This window comes from Allorhizobium sp. nf9_anc, from assembly GCF_056323085.1.
In genome coordinates this window covers 4,396,108-4,413,576 of record NZ_CM150481.1, presented here as the reverse complement: position 1 = coordinate 4,413,576, position 17,469 = coordinate 4,396,108, and the positions used below count along the sequence as shown (strand labels likewise).

The following is a 17,469-nucleotide window of genomic DNA, read 5'->3' as shown; positions in this document are numbered from 1 at the left end:
CGCGGTCTCCTCAGGCCGCCCGATCCCTCCCCAAGATGAAGCGGCTGGCGCGCTCCCCGATCATGATCGTCGGTGCATTGGTGTTGCCCGAAACAAGCGTCGGCATGATCGAGGCGTCCGCGACGCGCAGTCGGTCAACCCCGAAGACCTTGAGCTCCTCGTCAACGACTGCCATGCGATCCTCCCGGACGCCCATCTTGGCCGTACCGGAGGGATGGAAGACGGTTTTAGAGACACTGCGGATGTAGTCGCGCAAGGCCTCCGGATCCTTCTCGATGCCGGGTGTCGGCAGAACGCGGCGCTTGATGATCTTCGCCAGCGACGGCGCCTCGGTAATCTTGATCGCCAGTTCCACACCGCGGACCAGCGTCTCCAGATCCGCCGGATTGGCGAAGGAATTGGCGTGGAAGAGTGCGGGATCCCCGGGATTGGCCGAGCGAAGCTTGACCGTTCCGCGCGACTGCGGTCGCAGGAAGCACGGGCCGATCGAGATGCCATGTCCAGGCTCAGCCGTACGCTCTCCGAAGCCGACGAAGCTTGGCAGCACATGGAACTGGATGTCGGGCTGACCAAGGCCTGCCGTGTCGACGAAACCACCAGATTCGACGACGGTCGAGGTCAAAAGACCCGTTTTCGTCAACATGTATTGCAGCATATGGCTGGCAGCGGCGAGCCCCTTGTCCTGACCGAACAGGGACATGATGTTGACTTCGGCCTGAACCGTCGCCTCCAGGTGATCCTGATAGTTCTCCCCGACACCTGGCAGATCGGCCACAACGTCGATGCCGTGCGAGCGCAGGTGCTCGGCAGAACCAATGCCCGACAATTGCAGGATCTTCGGTGTCGCGATCGCGCCTGCCGTCAGGACAATCTCACCGCGCGCTTTAACCCTCTCGCCGGATGAAAGCTGAACACCAACAGCAGTACGCCCCTCGAACAGGATCTTCTCGACCTTGATGCCGGTCATGATCTCGAGATTGGCGCGTCCTTCTGCGTCCCGCAGGAATGCCTGTGCGGCACTCCAGCGACGACCGTTATTCGTCGTCGTCTGGTAAAAGCCGACACCTTCCTGCTCCGCACCGTTGAAGTCCTCATTGTAGCTGATGCCTGCCTCCTGGGCAGCACGGACAAAGGCCCAGGACAGAGGATGGCCGTAGCGGCGGTCCGACACCTTCAACTGACCTTCCGCACCGTGAAACTCTCCGGAGAGCCGCTGATTGCCTTCCAAGTCACGGAAAACGGGGAGCACCTTGTCATAGGACCAGGACCGGCATCCCATCTGCGCCCAGGTCTCGTAATCTTGACGCTGGCCGCGAATGTAGATCATCGCATTGACCGAGCTACCGCCACCGAGCACATTGCCCTGCGGCACGACATTGGGCTTGCCCTTGATGCCGGGATCCGGCTCCGACATGTAGAAATGCACATCCCGGCCCTTCTCGATCACCTTGAAGAAGGTGGCGGGGATATGGATGAACTTGTCGGTGTCCTTCTGACCGCTTTCGATCAGCAGGACCTTGTTGGACGGATTTTCCGAAAGACGTGCGGCCACAACGGATCCGGAAGACCCGCCACCGACAACGATATAATCAAACTCACGCATTTGAGCCTCCCGCGCGATGTCGCAACAGCCGCGCCTTGAAAAAAGCCTGACGAACGGTTCAGGAAAAAACGGTCTGGATGGTGGTGAATTCCTTCAGTCCGTCGACGCCGAATTCGACGCCGATGCCGGACTGCTTCACCCCTCCGAACGGCGCATTGGGCTGGATCGCACCATGCTTGTTGATCCAGACCGACCCGCATTCGAGCCGCGCCGCAACCTGCTTCGCCTTGGCAACATCCCCCGACCAGACCGATCCACCGAGACCGCTCGGATTGTCGTTGGCCTTGGCAATCGCCTCTTCGATGTCATGATAGCGGATGATCGGCAGAGCCGGTCCGAACTGTTCCAGGTCAACAAGCTTCGCACCGTGATCGACATCGGCGATGAGGGTGACGGGATAGAAGTAGCCCGATCCGCCCTGCGGTGCGCCACCCGTCAATACCCGCCCGCCCTTGGCAACCGCATCCTCTACGAAGTCAGAGACGATGCCGAACTGGGCTGAATTCTGAAGCGGCCCGAGAACCACGTCCTCCGCCAGGCCGTCGCCCACCTTGATGGCGGACGCGTAGGCCGCGAGTGCATCGCACACCGCATCATAGATGCTGTCATGTACGTAGAGACGCTTAAGGCAGGCGCAGGTCTGGCCGCTGTTGATGAAGGCGCCCCAGAACAGGCCCTCGGCAATCGCCTTGGGATCGGCGTCGGGCAGGACGATGCCGGCATCGTTGCCGCCGAGTTCGAGCGTCAGCCGCTTCAGCGTATCGGCAGCGGATGCCATCACGCGACGTCCCGTGGCGGTCGATCCGGTGAAGGTGATCTTCGCGACATCCGGATGGGAAGTGAGAGCAGCGCCGAGATCATTGTCATCGGTTATGACGTTGACGACGCCGGCCGGAAGCACCTCGTTCATCAGTTCCACCAGACGAATGGTCGTCAGCGGCGTGTTCGGCGACGGCTTGATGACAACGGTATTGCCGGTGCGGATGGCTGGAATGATATGCCAGCAGGCGATCATCACCGGCCAGTTCCACGGCGTGATGGCAGCGACCACGCCGATCGGCTTGCGATGCAGCTCCACCCGGCCTTCCGGCCCATCCTGGACCACCTCGATCGGCAGATCGAGGGACGCCGTATGGCGGGTCCAGGCAACGGCACCACCGATCTCGAAGCGAGAACCGAGCCCGTTGAGCGGCTTGCCCTGCTCAAGCGTCAGAAGCCGCGCGAGTTCCTCCGCATTCGCCTCGACTACCTCCGCCACACGGGCGCAGAGCAAGGCGCGCTCGGAAGAAGAAGTGGCAGCCCACGACGGAAAGGCGGATTTTGCTGCGGATACGGCAGCGTTAAGGTCGTCGATGGTGGCCAGTGGCGACTTGCCCACAACAGCGCCCGACGAGGGGTTCTTGACCTCTTTGTGACGCGCGGTCGGGGCCGCCTTGCCACCGATGACAAGCGTGAATTCCTGCATGATACATCCTCCCATGCACTGCGATGGAAGGAGACTAGCCAATGCCCGTCGGTAATTCTTGGATCACGGCGCGGCATGAATTGGACAAAAGCGCGGTGGGCGCCTCATACCAAATCAGGCCATCACAACGTCCTTTGGCGAGCAGTCGAACAGCTTGCGGAAGCTGCGATTGAAGTAGGAGATATCGTTGAAACCGACCGAATAGGCGACGTCGGCAATAGCACCCGGATGATGCGCGCCCCGCAGTCTTTCGAGCCTCGCCCGGGCAAGGTGCAGCCGCTTGAGCTTGATCATGCCGGTTACCGTCATGCCTTGCGAGCTCAGGTCCTCCTGAAGCGTCCGCAGCGAAACCCCGACGCGGTTGGCGAGCCATTGGGGCGTCAGATATTCCTCGGTCAGGTTCTCGTCGATGAGCACCTGGACCACCTCGAGCCGTCCCGTCCCGCTGTCGCCACGGACGAAGAATTCTTCGCCCGGATCGGACGCAAAGGCCTGCCGCGTCGTGTTGAACAGCAATTCCCTGAGATGCGGCGCCCGGTTGTCGTCGCTTGACGTGCTCATCATCTTGGCCACAAGCGCGCCGAGCATGATCGACATCGGATCATCCGCCTTGATCTTGCGCGTCACCGAAATTCGCACAGCCCGATCGGACAGAAGCATCTGCCTCGGCAGGTGTACCGACAGGTGATTGGAAAATGACCCGCCGAAATAGAATATTGACGGCCTCGTAGAATCGACAAGGATGCATTCGCCCGGATGGAGTTGTTCCTGACGGCCCGACTGCTCGACCCCGCAGGACCCTTCAAGCTGTAGCAGCAGGAACAGGTTATCGCCCTGGTCGGCCCTGATGTCGTCGGGATTACGGCGGATGTAATCGAGGTCGTTCGCCACGTGCGCCAGTTCCACACCGGCGGCGTGAGACAGAGCAGCCCCGCCGCGCACGACGTTCGATCCGTCGTATCGGGTTGGATTGAAGTGGCCGCAGATAGACTTGAGGTCCGACGTCCAGGCGTCGAACTCACGCGTCATCCATTGCGTGGGAACGCAACGTCCCAAGCTCCCCAAGTGCATGTCCGCCTCCTCCCAAAGTCGGTCACCTATTTACTGAGCATGTTAACAAATCTGGGAATTGTCAAATTCCAGGTGCAGCTCCCCTTGCAGGTCAGTAGACCTTCGTGCCGGCCGTCGGCTGCGCCGGTTTTGCGTCGCTGAAATCCTTGAGCAATCGCGCGGCAGCATTGCTGAGCAGTCCGACGTCGTTGCCGATCCCGACAAAGGTGGCTCCGAGTTCGGCATAACGTTTCGCGAGCCCGAGATCGCCGATCAGGATCCCGGCGGCCTTGCCGGAAGCGAGGATCCGACCGATGGATCGCTCCACCACCTCCTGGACTTCGGGAGCACCGGGACGCCCGAGAAACCCCATGTCAGCCGCCAGGTCGGATGGTCCAATGAACACACCGTCGACACCATCGACGGCGCAGATCGCATCGAGATTGTCGATCGCAACACAGCTTTCTACCTGCACCAGCAGGCAGATCTCATCATTCGCTGTCTGCAGATAATCGCCGATGCGGTTGAAGTCAGAGGCACGCGCCAATGCTGCGCCGACGCCGCGAACGCCGTGCGGCGGGTATCGCACGGCCTTGACCATCTCGGCGGCGAGCTCCGCGTCGTGCACCATGGGCACGAGGATGGTCTGGGCGCCGATATCGAGCATCTGCTTGATGACCCATGTTTCGCCAATGGGTGGGCGGATGATGGCATGCGACGGCGAACCACGCATCGCGCGCAACTGCTCGGCCAGCCGCGGAACGTCGCTCGGCCCGTGCTCCGCATCCAGCAAAAGCCAGCCGTAACCGGCACCGGCACAGATCTCGACCGTGTTCGGGCTTCCCAGAGCCTGCCAAAGGCCGATCTGCAAACGGCCCTCTTTCAGACCACGCTTGAAGCTGTTGACGGGTGCAGGCATCACGGCCTCCTCTTTCAATTCGGGTCAGACGGGCCAGGCCCGCCTGATCATACTCATTCGAAAAACAGGCTGACTGTGCCGTAGGGACCGAAGTCGCCGACAATCGTGTCTCCGTGGCGAGCCTCGACGGGGCGGATGAACGAGCCCGCGAGCACGATCTGCCCCGCCTCGATCCCGTCACCATACTGCGCCAACCGGTTGGCGAGCCATGCGACCCCGCGGGCCGGCTGGTTGAGCACGCCCGCGCCGAGGCCAGTTTCCTCGACTTCGGCATTGCGGCTGACGATCGCGCCCATCCAGCGCATGTCGAGCTGATCAGGACGAACCGCGCGGCCGCCGGTGACAATGCCGGCATTGGCGGCATTGTCGGAAATCGTGTCGAACACCGTCCGCGCCTTCTTCGTTGCCGGATCGACGCGGAGAATGCGGGTATCGAGGATCTCCAGTGCCGGTGTCACGTAATCTGTGGCGTTCAGCACGTCGAAGACGGTAACGCCCGGCCCCTTCAGCGGTGCCTTCATGACGAAGGCGATCTCGGCCTCGATGCGCGGCTGAATGAAGCGGTCTTTTGGGACGGTGGCGCCATCCTCGAAGACCATGTCGTCGAAGAGGACACCTGAATCCGGAATGTCGATATTGAGGGCATACTGCATGGCCTTGGAGGTCAGGCCGATCTTCCAGCCGATGACCCTGCGCCCCGCGGCGACCTTGCGCTTCACCCAAGACGCCTGGATGGCATAGGCGTCATCCATGTCGATCCCCGGATGGGCTAGCGACAACAGACCCGTCTGAACTCGTGTCCGCTCTGCTTCATCGAGCCTGGCGGCAGCAGCTTCGATCTCTTCATGTGTCAGCATGTCAGGCCTCGTCAGCGATCGTGTTTGTAAGGATCCCCAGTCCATCCGCCTCGACTTCGACCACATCGCCGGGCTTCAGCCAGATGGGCGGATCGAAGCGGGCGCCGGCACCGGTCGGCGTGCCGCAGACGATCACGTCGCCGGGAACCAGCGTGGTGAAGGTCGAGATGTAGTTGATGATCTTCCGGAAGGAGAAGATCATCCGGCTGGTGCGGTCGCTCTGGCGGACCTCGCCATTGACCCGGGTTTCGAGCTTGATATCGGCGATCTGGCTCTCGTCCACGAACGGAACGAGCCAGGGGCCGATAGATCCGGTACGGTCGAAATTCTTGCCCTGGGTCACGTTGAACTTGGCGTGTCGTACCCAGTCGCGGATCGTACCCTCGTTGCAGAGCGTCAGCGCCGCGATGTGATCGAGGGCATCCTGTTCGGCGATCCGTCGACCACCCTTGCCGATGACGACAACGATTTCGCCCTCGTAGTCGAGCTGCGGGCTTTCTGGCGGACGGATCAACGGCTGATCGTGACCCGTAAAAGATCGGGGAAAGCGAATGAACAGCGACGGGTTGGCAGGCGCCGCCTGCCCGTCCTTGTACTCTTCGTTGCGGTCAGGGAAATTGACGCCGACGCAGATCAGCTTCTCCGGCGCAGGGATCGGGATTTCGAATGAAACCTCCGTCAGCGCCATGTCTGCCTTGTCGTCGGCATGACGCTCCGCGAGCGTTGCGAGTGCATCATCGGCAATGACCTCGCGCAGGGTCGGGTATTGTCCGGCATATCGCATGGAAAGATCGACGATGCCGCCCTCAACAACCAGACCGAAGCCTTGCCGGCCTGTCGACGTGCTGAAGCTCAGAAAACGGGGATAGGACATGGACATGCTCCTCACTCGACGCCGCCGAGGCAGACATATTTGATTTCGGTGAATTCCTCGATGCCGTAACGCGATCCCTCGCGTCCGAGGCCTGATAGTTTCATACCGCCGAATGGAGCTTCCGCTGTCGAGATCAGCCCCGTATTGACGCCGACCATCCCATATTCCAAGGCCTCGGCGACACGGAATACGCGCGCGAGATCCTTGGCGTAGAAATAGGAGGCAAGCCCGAATTCGGTGTCGTTCGCCTGCGCGATCACATCCACTTCGTCCGTGAATCGGAACAGTGGGGCGAGTGGCCCGAAGGTTTCCTCCCTCGCGACCATCATCGTTGGCGTTACGTCGGCGATGACGGTGGCTTCATAGAAATGGCCGCCAAGCTGGTGGCGCCGCCCGCCAGCCAAAACCCGTCCACCATGAGCACAGGCATCGGCGACATGCTCCTCGACCTTGGCGAGCGCATTGCCGTCGATGAGCGGACCGAGCGTGACCCCCTCGTCGAAGCCATTGCCCGTCTTCAACAGGCCCACTGCGCTCGCGAGCTTTTCCGCAAAGGCATCATAGACGCGATCCTGGACATAGATCCGGTTGGCGCAGACGCAGGTCTGGCCATTGTTGCGGAATTTCGCGATCAACGCACCCTCGACCGCCGCATCGAGATCCGCGTCATCGAACACGATGAAGGGCGCATTGCCACCGAGTTCCAGCCCCAGCTTCTTGATGGTAGGCGCCGACTGTCTGTACAGCTCCGCCCCCACTTCAGTTGAGCCGGTAAAGGTAAGCTTGCGCACGACCGAGCTCGAAGTCAGCTCTGCACCGATTACGCGGGCAGAACCGGTGAGCACACTGAACAGCCCTCTCGGCAAGCCGGCGCGTTCCGCGAGGATGGCGAGCGCAATAGCCGAGAATGGTGTCTGCGAGGCCGGTTTCAGAACCATGGCGCAGCCGGCCGCAAAAGCTGGCCCCGCCTTGCGCGTGATCATCGCGTTCGGAAAATTCCACGGTGTGATCGCAGCCACCACCCCGATCGGCTGCTTCATGATCAAGATGCGCTTGTCCTTCTGGTGACCAGGGACGATATCGCCGTAAAGCCGCCGCGCCTCTTCGGCAAACCACTCGATGAAGGAGGCACCATAGGCGATTTCCCCCTTGGCCTCGGCGAGCGGCTTGCCCTGTTCGAGGGTCAGGATGCGGCCGAGATCATCCTGGCTGGCCATGACCAGCTCGTACCAGCGGCGCAGGATGACGCTTCGCTCCTTGGCAGTCCGGCCGGCCCATTCGATCTGCGCCACTCTGGCGGCTTCGATCGCGGCATGGGTTTCCTCGGCGCCAAGATTGGGCACGCGCCCGATGATCTCGCCAGTTGCGGGATTGTCCACCGCGATGGAGTTTGCCGCATCGGCCTCGATCCAGTCACCGCCGACGAGGGCGGCCTGGCGAAAGAGTGTCGGGTCCTTGAGCTGCATGGACTGGCCTTATTCAGAGGAGACTTAGGGCAGCACGTGTGCCGCGCTGCCCTCGCGGATGTGGTCAGGGCGCGATGATCGGCTGCGCCTTGAGGTCAGACTCACGGACAGCCGCGCCTGCAAACAGGCTCCCGTGCTCGAACCACGATTTCGGTGCCGGCGCCCCCCAAAGGGTCTGGCGCTGCGGATCCTTCAGGTCCCACTTGATCGGCTCCAGATCGGGATCGACGGTCTGGTAGTCCGAGCAATAGATCTCGATGCGGTGGCCGTCCGGATCGAGGATGTAGAGGAAGAAGGCATTCGATATGCCGTGACGACCCGGACCGCGCTCGATATTGGCGACCCAGCCGGTGGTCGACATCAGGTCGAGCAGGTCGATGATGTTGAGCGGTGTCGGGACCCAGAAGGCAGTGTGATGCAGGCGCGGGCCCTTGCCATTGGTGAAGGCGATGTCATGCACGCCGCCCTTGCGGTGGGTCCAGGCGGCCCAAAGGCGACCCGTCTCTTCATCGGCGGTGTATTCGGTGACCCGGAAGCCAATTTCGTTGTAGAAGGCAACGCTTTCATCAACGTTTGGCGAGAAGCAGTTGAAGTGGTCAATGCGCAGCGGTTTGACCCCGCGATAGAGCGCGTATTTCTGGTGGATCGGCGGAAGACGGTCCATCTTGGCGTAGAATTCCAGCGGCGTGCCGTGCGGGTCGCGGGTACGGAAGGTCCGCGCCTGGTAGGGGCGCTCGACCCATTCAACACCGAGACCCTTGCCATCGAAGAAGCGTGCTGCCTTGTCCAGCTCGGCTTCGTCATAGACCTTGAAGCCGAGATCCCGCGCCTCTGCCTTGTCGGACTTGCGCAGTACGATGCAGTGGTGGCCGCGCTCTTCCATTGCACGCAGATAGATCGCATCCGAGGTCTCGTCGGTCACCTGCAGGCCGAGCGTGTCGACATAGAAGGCGCGCGACCGGGCGAGATCTGTGACGCCGAATTCAACGTGGCTGAGACGCACGATGTTGAAGGGCGGGTAGAGATTGGGTTCTGGTAGTGCCATGATGTCCTCCTCCGGCCTGCGGTTGGCGCCGCAGGCGTCGATCGTGTCGTGTGAAATTCAGCCGCCCAGCTTCTGAATGGCGTGCGGCTTGGTGGCGAAAGCGATGTTCTTGGTTTCCATGTAAAAATCGAAGGACCAGTCGCCGCCGTCGCGGCCGATCCCGGAATTCTTCACACCGCCGAACGGCGTCGGCAGGTGTCGAACGTTTTCCGAATTCACCCAGATCATCCCGGCCTCGAGATGTTCGGTGAAGCGGAAGGCCCGTGTGACGTCGGATGTCCAGAGATAGCCGGTCAGGCCGTATTGGACGTCGTTGGCAAGCGACAGGGCATCGTCCTCGTCGCGGAACGGGATCGCCGTCAGCACGGGGCCGAAAATTTCCTCCTGCGCAATGCGCATCTGGTTGTTGGCGCCGGTAAACAGGGTCGGAGAGACGTAGCAGCCGCCGCCGGGACCAACGAATTTCGCGCCACCGGCCGCGACCTTTGCCCCTTCCGACTTGCCGATCTCGATGTATTCCAGCACCTTCTTCTCGTGCACGGGGTGGATCAGCGGTCCGATGACCGTCTGCGGGTCGAGCGGGTGGCCAACCTTGATGCGCTTGGCCTTCTCCGCGACCATGGCAGTGAACTGGTCGTAGACTTTCTCCTCGACCAGCAGTCGCGACGAGGACGTGCAGCGTTCGCCGTTGAGCGAATAGATCATGAAGACGGCCGCATCGGCAGCACGTTCCAGGTCCGCATCGGCAAAGACTACGACCGGGTTTTTGCCGCCGAGTTCGAAATGCACACGCTTCAGCGTATCGGCGCCCTGCTTCATGATCATCGAGCCGGTACGGCTCTCACCGACGAACCCGATCGCCTTGATCAGCGGATGTTCCGTCAGCGCCTTGCCTGCGTCTTCGCCGAAGCCATTGACGAGGTTCCAGACGCCCTTCGGCAGCCCGGCCTCTTCGGCGATCTCCACCAGAAGACGCGCCGTCAGCGGAGAAAACTCGGCCGGTTTGTGGACGATCGTGCAGCCAGCCGCCAGTGCCGGGGCGATCTTCCAGGTCGACAACATGAACGGCGTGTTCCAGGGCGTGATGACACCCACAGGGCCGATCGGCACGCGTGTGGTCAGGTTCACCTGTCCGGGCGCCCGCAAGGACTTGCCGTCACGCGCTTCCGGTGCACGATCCGCGAAGAAGCGGAAGTTCTCTGCCCCGCGCAAGGCTGCTTTGGCCATGAACTTCAGCGATTGTCCGGTATCCATGCACTCGACAAAGGCGATCTCTTCCGCCCGCGCCTCGATCGCGTCGGCGATCTTGTGCATGAGCTTCTTGCGAGCATCGCCCGGCATTGCGGCCCATTCGGCGAAGGCCGCCTTCGCTGCCTTTGCAGCGAGATCGATATCCGCAGCCTTGCCACGCGCAACCTTTGCCAGGACACCGAGATCCACCGGCGAGATGGTCTCGAAGGACGAACCGTCGAGAGCGTCGAGATCCTCTCCTCCGATGCGGTTCTTCACGCCGCCCTCGAACTTTTTCAGATAGGCCTTGGCCTTGCTCAGATTGTCTTCAAACGATGCCATGCACCCGTCTCCCTGGACTTGCTGTGCGTCGAGCCGACGCCTTATGTCTTTTGGCTGTTGTCAAATGGTCTGCTGTCGAAGCCGCGGATGAATGGCGTTCTTCTTCCAGCTGAAATCAGCGTCGATCTCACGGATTTCGAGCGACAGCATGAAATGTGGCGTCTCGAAACGCTCAGACAGGAACGCGCTGACGGCGGCGAAGATGGCATCGCCAGCAGCCTTGCGATCCGCTTCGCTGCGCCCCTGACCAATGCGCAGCGACATGTCGATGAAGCTGTTCTCCTCCAGAAGATCCGCTACCGCATAGGTCTCCGTACGGAACCCTCGGACGCGGATTGCTCCCAGCTCGAAGAGGCCTGTCTCCGTCATCGTGCGATGGATGAGACCAGCCAAATCCTTCAAGTCGACCAAACCCTCCAGGTTGGCCGAGTAGTCGAAAGTGAAATGCGGCATGGTTCCTCCCGCCGTTTATATTTAACATGTTAAATGATATGGACTGCCTGTCAAGACGGGAAATGCGAGGCAACGAATGTTTGCAAATGCGGGGGAATTTCCCCATAGAGGAAGGATGACCACCGCCGAAAACAAGCCTACCGAACTCACGCAGGACGCACTCCTACCGCGCAACTCCAGGCGGTCCCTGCCGATTGCGCTGCTGCGGGCACGCGAGTCCGTAATGACGCATTTCCGCCCGATGCTGGCAGCCCACGACCTGACCGAACAACAGTGGCGGGTCATCCGCATCCTCGGCGAAAATGGCACCGTCGACGCGTCGGAAGTGGCCGAACGGGCCTTCATACTCGCCCCTTCCCTCACCCGGATCATCAAGTCGCTCGAAGAACGCGGACTGATTGCCAAAGAGCGCGACGAGGCGGACGGTCGACGGGTCCTGCTGAAGATCACCCCCGTCGGACTGGGGATCATCGAAGAAGTGACACCGGAAAGCCGCGTGATCTACAGCGAGCTTGAGCGAAAGTTCGGCGAGGAGAAGATCAACCTGCTCCTCGACCTTCTTGGCGAGTTGGCGGACTCGATGGACCCCAAATAGTCACACCTCGAAGTCCTTCGACTGCACGATCGACGCTCAGAGCGCCGCGAGACCTGCATCCAAAGCCGAGAGGATCTTGGCAACATCCCCTGCGGTGACGATCAGCGGCGGAGACAGGATGATGTTGTTGCCGGAAACACGGACCATCACACCGGCCTCGTAAGCGACCCGATGCACCTTTCCGATGCTCTTCTTGTCGATCGGCGCCTTCGTGCCGCGATCGGACACGAGTTCGACCGCGCACATCAGCCCCTCGCCGCCGCGCACATCGCCAACGACCTGGTGCTTCGCCATCAGCACCTGCAGGCCGGCAAAGAGTTCGTCCCCGCGCACAGCCGCATTCGCAGCCACCTGCAGCCGTTCCGTTTCCTTCAGGCATGCAATAGCTGCAGCTGCACCGACGGGATGGCCCGAATAGGTATAGCCAGACCCGATGGCGCCCTTGCCGGACGTGTCCTTCTCGAACACCTCTGCCACGGCATCCGACACCATGACCGCACCGAAGGGGAAATAGCCATTGGTGATCGCCTTGGCCGAGCACAACAGATCAGGCTGAACGCCCCAATGCCGGGACCCGGACCAGCTTCCCGTGCGCCCGAAAGCCGTGATGACTTCGTCTGCGACGAGAAGGATGCCGTATTTCGAGCAGATCGCCCGCAGGCCTGGCATGAAGCTCTCGTGCGGTGTGATGACACCACCAGCCCCCAGTACTGGCTCCATGATAAAGGCTGCGATGGTCGAGGGATCCTGAAACTTGATCTCATCCTCGATCGCTGCGAGGCAAAGCTGCGCAAGCCGCTCCGGATCGGTCTCATCGAACGGATTGCGATAAGTGTACGGTGCCGGCGTGTGGAAACAGCCGGGCATCAGCGGCTCATACTGGGTTCGGAAATTCGAATTGCCATTCACCGAGGCACCAAGGGTGTGGGTGCCGTGATAACCTTTCTTCAGGCTGAGAAACTTGATACGCCCGGCCTCGCCGCGGATCTTGTGATACTGACGCGCAAGCCGCAGGGCGATCTCGACGCTATCCGATCCGCCCGACGTGAAGAACGCCCGCGACAGCCCGTCCGGAGCAAAGAACTCCGCCAGCATCTCGGATAGCTCGATGACATTGTCGTTCGTCGTGCCGCGGAAGATCGAATAATAGGGAAGCCGGTCAAGCTGCGCTGCGATCGCTTTTTTCACCGGTTCGCAGGAATAGCCGAGATTGACGTTCCACAAACCGCCGACGGCATCCACCAGGCGATGGCCATCGACGTCGACGATCTCCACCCCCTCTCCCTCAACGATGATGTCGGGCGGGTTCGCCAGGCTCTCGGCCGGATGCGCCATCGGGTGCCACAGGCGCTTCGCGTTGTTTTCCTTGAGATAGTTGGAGGTCTTCATTCACTTAGCTTCCCTGTGCGAGCATATCGAGCGCAAGCGCATAGCTCTCGCCCGGACGCGTGACATCGAAATGGACATAGGGCATGCCGACCGCGACGGCGCCTTTCAGGTTCTTGGACTGATCATCGACGAAGACACAGTCCTCCGCCTTGATCGCCAATCCCTCTGTCACAAAGTGGAATGCCCTGGGATCGGGTTTCAGGATCCCCGTATAGGTCGCGTCAACGATGAGATCGAAATCGGCAAGGAACGGCAGCCTGGACCGAAACTCCTTGCCATAGAACAGATCGAGCTCGTTCGAGAGGATCGCCAGCTTATAGCCGGATGCCTTGGCCCGCCGGATCGCGTCGAGCGCCTCGCGACGGATGACCGCTTCCGGATCGGCCCCGCGCAACCGGCCGACGAACTCCGGAAACTCCGTCCAGGTTTCGCCGATCAGGGCACCGGTCTCACGCATGCGCAAAGCCCAGTAGTCGCGCTCGGTCATCTCACCGGCCTGCATCGCACGCCAGGGCTCGTCGCCTGCGGGGTCGAAAGGACCGCGCCAAGTGAGTGTGCCGGCAGGCAAACCGAGTGCCGCCTCGGACAAGCCATGCGTTTCGAATAGTGTTTTGGAGATCACTCCGCCGAAGTCGAGAACTAGTGCGCGCATCAGAGCTTGATCCATGCCGTCTTGAGATCCAGGTATTTGTCGAAGGCATGGAGAGATTTGTCGTGTCCATTGCCCGACTGTTTGACACCGCCCAACGGAACGGTGAGATCCGAGCCGCCATAGGTGTTGACGTGTACCAACCCGGCCCTGATCTTGCGGACCATCCGGTGGGCGCGCGACAGGTTCGATGTCCAGACCGCAGCCGCTAGGCCGTACCGCCCCTCATTGGCGAGAGCGACGGCCTCCGCTTCCGTGTCGAATGGCGTCACCGCGAGCACGGGACCGAAGACTTCTTCCTGAAAAACGCGATCATCTTTCGTCGCATCGGCGATGATGACGGGCGCCATGTAGAAACCACCGGTCTCCTCCAGGAGACGCTCTCCGCCGATGACCTTGCGGCCCAGATTGCGCGCCTCCTCGACGAACTGCAGGTTCTGCGTCAACTGTCGCTCGGAATTGACGGCACCGGACTGGGTCGTCGCATCGAGCGGGTTCCCGACCTTGATCGCGGCGGCATGCGCCGCCAGTTTCTCGACGAATTCCTTATGGATCCGACGTTCAACGAGGAGACGCGAACCGGCGATACAAACCTGGCCCGAATTGCGGAAGATGCCATGGGCTGAGACTTTCGCGGCCTCGTCCAGGTCTGGAGCATCAGCGAACACGATGTTGGGCGACTTGCCGCCGAGCTCGAGATAAACGCGCTTGAGGTTCGACCGCGCTGCCGCTTCGAGCAGGCGCCGCCCGGTAGGACCTGACCCGGTGAACACCAGGACATCGACATCCATGGATTCGGCGATCCGGGCACCGACGACAGCGCCTTCGCCGGTCACGACGTTCAACACCCCAGCCGGCATGCCGGCCTCAAGCGCCAGCTCGGCCACCCGCAGCAGACTGAGCGAGGCGGTTTCGGCAGGCTTGAGCACCATTGTGCAGCCTGCAGCAAGAGCCGGGCCGAACTTCCAGGCACCGATCATCAGGGGAAAGTTCCAGGGGACGATCGCACCCACGACACCTGCGGGTTCACGATGGATAAGCCCGAGGAAAGCCGGATCTGTCGGCGCAACTTCGCCGAACAGCTTGTCGATAGCCTCCGCATAATATCGGATCGTGGCGGCCGCCGAGAGCGGCTCGGCCTTGAACGCCATGCCGATCTCCGTGCCGTTTTCACGCACGCCGAGAACAGCAATCTCCAGAGCGTTGGTCTCGATCAGATCGGCCCATTTGAACAGGATCTTCTTGCGCACCGCCGCCGGCAGTTCGGACCAGACCCCGCTGTCGAAAGCGCGGCGAGCGGCGGAGATCGCCAAATCCGTGTCCTCGATCGTTCCCCGCGCCATTGTCGTCAACACCACACCATCGATCGGCGAGGTCACCGACATAGTGCCGCCGTCAGACGCAGGCACACGCCCTCCGTCGATCACATGATGGAAGGGCTTGAGCGAGACTGTGCGCAGCCGGTCGATATGGTCCTGCTTCATGGTGGATTGCCTAGCTATGGTTCGTTATTTACACCATCGGTTTACATAATGCTTGGCAAAAACTTCCCGGTCAACCCTCCACATGCAGCATGCGCAAGGTTGCCGTTACATCAGGGATAAGGGGGAGATCACATGGCGTGAAGTCAGGCGCCCGCCTGACCAATCCGCTTCGCAGCAGCCAGGAACGCCGCCGGTGGACGTCCCCCGGTCCCGCGGTGGACCGCTTCGACCTCACGGAAGAGCGCCTCTATGGTCTGGCGTCGCAGGTCGTTCGTCATGCGATGTGCGGGGGTCGCAACGGCGAGCGCGCCGACAGGCAGGCCATCCGCATCGAAGACCGGCACGGCCATGCCATAGACGTCGTCCTCATTGGTCTGATCCGCCTCGGCATATCCGGTCAGCCGGATTTCCTGCAGACGCACCCGAATGACATTTCCATCCGTCAACGTCCGCGACGTCTTCGCCTTCAACGTCTCGCTGAGGACGCGATCCACGAATTCCGCTTGTGAGAATGCCATGAAGGCAAGCCCCGACGCCGTACTGTGGATCGGCAGGATTTCGCCGGCCACCAGCGAAACACGGCTGCCGCGATTGCTTTCGGACACCCCGATCGTTGCCAGTGCGCGACCGGAGATCAGCGAAGCATGGGCCGTTTCGCCAAGTTCGGCAGAGATGGCATCCAGGGAATGCTGATAGACCGAGGTAACGGGGAAGGCCGTTTCCCGCACCCGCGCCAAACGCAGGACCCCGGCTCCCAGGCGATAAAGCCTGGCGCTTCCACGCTGCTCCAGCAGACCCTGGTCACACATCACAACAAGCATGCGATGCACGGTCGCTTTATCGATTCCGGACCGACGAGCCAATTCGGACAGACCGATCTCTGGCTCGGCCTCAGAGAAATAATCGAGGAGAGAGAGTGCTTTGGCGACAGTGGAGGACATGAAGATGCTTACCCGTGGACGAGCTTCAAGCGTTGCGAGCCAAACTTTATTGACGACAAGCAAGGCAGAAGGTATATTTGAACTACTGGTGATAATAATAAACCACAGAGGGACCTGTCAATGCTTAAAACCAAGTTCGCCGCCCTTTTGCTGGCTGCCACCACCGCAGCCGGATCTGTATACGCAGACTACCCCAATCGCCCCGTCAGTTTCGTCGTTCCTTTTCCGCCAGGAGACCTCGAAGATGTCCTGACGCGAATGATCGCAGAAGATTTCCAGAAAAAATACGGAGTGGCGACGGCAGTCGTCAACAAGCCTTCCGAGGGCGGGCCTTTTCCAGGCGCGGCAGAGGTCGCATCCGCACCCGCTGATGGATACACGATCGGCTCCTTCGTCGTCGACATCCCGGTCGTCGGCCCAGATGTGGGTGTCGCAGGCCTCAATCCAGATCCCTTTGAGCCGCTTGGCATCTTCCTGACCTATCCCTTCGTGATTGCGACCGCGTCCGATTCCCCCTTCTCGACGATGAAGGAACTGGCCGAATATTCGAAAACCGAACCCCAGCTCCTCGGCCATTTCGGCGCCTTCCTTCTTCCGACACAGGCCACACTGGCCGCCGCAAAGGAAATGGGTTTCGAATGGGGTGGTGAAGCCTCTTCCGCGGCACTCGACTGCAATTCTCTGGCTTCCGGCGATTTCGACGTCATCAATACCACCATCCAGCAGCTTCTTCCCTGCCTGGACAAGGTCAAGATCCTCGCGACCATCACCGATGCCCCCATCGCCGTCGTCCCAGACGCGCCGACCCTCGCGTCGACAGCACCGGATCTCAACATCTCCCTTTGGAATGGCTTGTTCGTGCACAAGGACACGCCGAAGGATGTGCGCGAGAAGATCGTCGCCACCGCCAAGGAAACGATGGCATCCGCGCGGGCAATGGAACTCGCCAAGCGGACGGGCGCCATCGTGTACTGGATGGAGGAGGACGCCGCACGCGCGCGCATCGCATCCGACATCGGCGTCTCGAAGCGCATCTCTGGCATGCTCGCCGAGTAGACGGATCTGGCATGCCGCAAGCTTAGGGACGAACTGCTGTGAACGCTCGTC

General features: G+C 61.1%; 16 protein-coding genes. 2 read left to right on the top strand and 14 right to left on the bottom strand.

The genetic code is table 11. The annotated features are described in order from the left end of the window. Positions 1 to 10: 10 nt before the first annotated feature. The 10 genes from AC02Y0_RS21445 to AC02Y0_RS21400 form a co-directional block, all read right to left on the bottom strand. Positions 11 to 1,603, bottom strand: coding sequence for a GMC family oxidoreductase (locus AC02Y0_RS21445; protein WP_476381148.1), 1,593 nt, complete (start codon positions 1,601 to 1,603; stop codon positions 11 to 13). Positions 1,604 to 1,661: 58 nt separating this feature from the next. Further along, entirely contained in the window at positions 1,662 to 3,068 is a 1,407-nt protein-coding gene (locus AC02Y0_RS21440) for an aldehyde dehydrogenase family protein (protein WP_476381146.1), read from the bottom strand. A gap of 114 nt (positions 3,069 to 3,182) precedes the next feature. Continuing rightward, positions 3,183 to 4,139, bottom strand: a complete 957-nt coding sequence (locus AC02Y0_RS21435) for a helix-turn-helix domain-containing protein (protein ID WP_476381144.1) — start codon at positions 4,137 to 4,139, stop codon at positions 3,183 to 3,185. A gap of 91 nt (positions 4,140 to 4,230) precedes the next feature. Beyond that, entirely contained in the window at positions 4,231 to 5,037 is an 807-nt protein-coding gene (locus AC02Y0_RS21430) for an aldolase/citrate lyase family protein (RefSeq protein ID WP_476381142.1), read from the bottom strand. A gap of 53 nt (positions 5,038 to 5,090) precedes the next feature. Then, positions 5,091 to 5,894: a 2-oxo-hept-4-ene-1,7-dioate hydratase gene (gene hpaH / locus AC02Y0_RS21425; RefSeq protein WP_476381141.1), complete on the bottom strand. Its 804-nt coding sequence runs from the start codon at positions 5,892 to 5,894 to the stop codon at positions 5,091 to 5,093. 1 nt (position 5,895) lies between these two features. Beyond that, positions 5,896 to 6,768: a fumarylacetoacetate hydrolase family protein gene (locus AC02Y0_RS21420; protein WP_476381139.1), complete on the bottom strand. Its 873-nt coding sequence runs from the start codon at positions 6,766 to 6,768 to the stop codon at positions 5,896 to 5,898. Positions 6,769 to 6,779: 11 nt separating this feature from the next. Continuing rightward, a complete protein-coding gene (gene gabD / locus AC02Y0_RS21415; protein WP_476381137.1) occupies positions 6,780 to 8,234 on the bottom strand; it encodes an NADP-dependent succinate-semialdehyde dehydrogenase in 1,455 nt (484 codons plus the stop codon). Between the two features lie 64 nt (positions 8,235 to 8,298). Further along, the gene (gene hpaD, locus AC02Y0_RS21410; protein ID WP_476381135.1) at positions 8,299 to 9,279 is read right to left on the bottom strand and encodes a 3,4-dihydroxyphenylacetate 2,3-dioxygenase; all 981 of its coding nucleotides are present in this window, start codon (positions 9,277 to 9,279) and stop codon (positions 8,299 to 8,301) included. Between the two features lie 57 nt (positions 9,280 to 9,336). Continuing rightward, positions 9,337 to 10,851: a 5-carboxymethyl-2-hydroxymuconate semialdehyde dehydrogenase gene (gene hpaE / locus AC02Y0_RS21405; RefSeq protein WP_476381134.1), complete on the bottom strand. Its 1,515-nt coding sequence runs from the start codon at positions 10,849 to 10,851 to the stop codon at positions 9,337 to 9,339. 60 nt (positions 10,852 to 10,911) lie between these two features. Further along, complete coding sequence (locus AC02Y0_RS21400; protein ID WP_476381132.1) at positions 10,912 to 11,304, bottom strand: 5-carboxymethyl-2-hydroxymuconate isomerase; 393 nt, start codon at positions 11,302 to 11,304, stop codon at positions 10,912 to 10,914. Positions 11,305 to 11,419: 115 nt separating this feature from the next. Between AC02Y0_RS21400 and hpaR the strand changes: the two genes are divergently transcribed. Beyond that, on the top strand, positions 11,420 to 11,899 hold the full coding sequence (gene hpaR, locus AC02Y0_RS21395) for a homoprotocatechuate degradation operon regulator HpaR (RefSeq protein ID WP_476381130.1): 480 nt from the start codon (positions 11,420 to 11,422) through the stop codon (positions 11,897 to 11,899). Between the two features lie 36 nt (positions 11,900 to 11,935). Here hpaR and AC02Y0_RS21390 read toward each other — a convergent pair whose 3' ends face one another. From AC02Y0_RS21390 to AC02Y0_RS21375, 4 genes are all read right to left on the bottom strand, one after another. Further along, positions 11,936 to 13,288 (bottom strand): aminotransferase class III-fold pyridoxal phosphate-dependent enzyme, encoded by a 1,353-nt coding sequence (locus tag AC02Y0_RS21390; protein WP_476381128.1) that lies wholly within the window; start codon positions 13,286 to 13,288, stop codon positions 11,936 to 11,938. A 4-nt stretch (positions 13,289 to 13,292) separates the two neighbouring features. After that, positions 13,293 to 13,943, bottom strand: coding sequence for an HAD-IA family hydrolase (locus AC02Y0_RS21385; RefSeq protein WP_476384105.1), 651 nt, complete (start codon positions 13,941 to 13,943; stop codon positions 13,293 to 13,295). Then, positions 13,940 to 15,421 carry an aldehyde dehydrogenase gene (locus AC02Y0_RS21380; RefSeq protein ID WP_476381127.1) on the bottom strand — a complete coding sequence of 494 codons (1,482 nt, stop codon included), beginning with the start codon at positions 15,419 to 15,421 and terminating at the stop codon, positions 13,940 to 13,942. Before AC02Y0_RS21380 ends, AC02Y0_RS21385 begins: the two co-directional genes overlap by 4 nt. 143 nt (positions 15,422 to 15,564) lie before the next feature. Further along, positions 15,565 to 16,362, bottom strand: coding sequence for an IclR family transcriptional regulator (locus AC02Y0_RS21375; protein ID WP_476381125.1), 798 nt, complete (start codon positions 16,360 to 16,362; stop codon positions 15,565 to 15,567). A 120-nt stretch (positions 16,363 to 16,482) separates the two neighbouring features. Here AC02Y0_RS21375 and AC02Y0_RS21370 point away from each other — a divergent pair, with 120 nt between their 5' ends. Continuing rightward, positions 16,483 to 17,418 (top strand): tripartite tricarboxylate transporter substrate binding protein, encoded by a 936-nt coding sequence (locus AC02Y0_RS21370; protein WP_476381123.1) that lies wholly within the window; start codon positions 16,483 to 16,485, stop codon positions 17,416 to 17,418. Positions 17,419 to 17,469 lie beyond the last annotated feature (51 nt).

Excerpts from the sequence above, each read along its gene's own strand:
- AC02Y0_RS21440 (WP_476381146.1), bottom strand. The coding sequence starts at position 3,068 with ATGCAGGAATTCACGCTTGTCATCGGTGGCAAGGCGGCCCCGACCGCG.
- hpaR (WP_476381130.1), top strand. The coding sequence starts at position 11,420 with ATGACCACCGCCGAAAACAAGCCTACCGAACTCACGCAGGACGCACTC.
- hpaE (WP_476381134.1), bottom strand. The coding sequence starts at position 10,851 with ATGGCATCGTTTGAAGACAATCTGAGCAAGGCCAAGGCCTATCTGAAA.
- hpaD (WP_476381135.1), bottom strand. The coding sequence starts at position 9,279 with ATGGCACTACCAGAACCCAATCTCTACCCGCCCTTCAACATCGTGCGT.
- gabD (WP_476381137.1), bottom strand. The coding sequence starts at position 8,234 with ATGCAGCTCAAGGACCCGACACTCTTTCGCCAGGCCGCCCTCGTCGGC.
- AC02Y0_RS21435 (WP_476381144.1), bottom strand. The coding sequence starts at position 4,139 with ATGCACTTGGGGAGCTTGGGACGTTGCGTTCCCACGCAATGGATGACG.
- AC02Y0_RS21390 (WP_476381128.1), bottom strand. The coding sequence starts at position 13,288 with ATGAAGACCTCCAACTATCTCAAGGAAAACAACGCGAAGCGCCTGTGG.
- AC02Y0_RS21430 (WP_476381142.1), bottom strand. The coding sequence starts at position 5,037 with ATGCCTGCACCCGTCAACAGCTTCAAGCGTGGTCTGAAAGAGGGCCGT.
- hpaH (WP_476381141.1), bottom strand. The coding sequence starts at position 5,894 with ATGCTGACACATGAAGAGATCGAAGCTGCTGCCGCCAGGCTCGATGAA.
- AC02Y0_RS21375 (WP_476381125.1), bottom strand. The coding sequence starts at position 16,362 with ATGTCCTCCACTGTCGCCAAAGCACTCTCTCTCCTCGATTATTTCTCT.
- AC02Y0_RS21445 (WP_476381148.1), bottom strand. The coding sequence starts at position 1,603 with ATGCGTGAGTTTGATTATATCGTTGTCGGTGGCGGGTCTTCCGGATCC.
- AC02Y0_RS21420 (WP_476381139.1), bottom strand. The coding sequence starts at position 6,768 with ATGTCCTATCCCCGTTTTCTGAGCTTCAGCACGTCGACAGGCCGGCAA.
- AC02Y0_RS21370 (WP_476381123.1), top strand. The coding sequence starts at position 16,483 with ATGCTTAAAACCAAGTTCGCCGCCCTTTTGCTGGCTGCCACCACCGCA.
- AC02Y0_RS21400 (WP_476381132.1), bottom strand. The coding sequence starts at position 11,304 with ATGCCGCATTTCACTTTCGACTACTCGGCCAACCTGGAGGGTTTGGTC.
- AC02Y0_RS21380 (WP_476381127.1), bottom strand. The coding sequence starts at position 15,421 with ATGAAGCAGGACCATATCGACCGGCTGCGCACAGTCTCGCTCAAGCCC.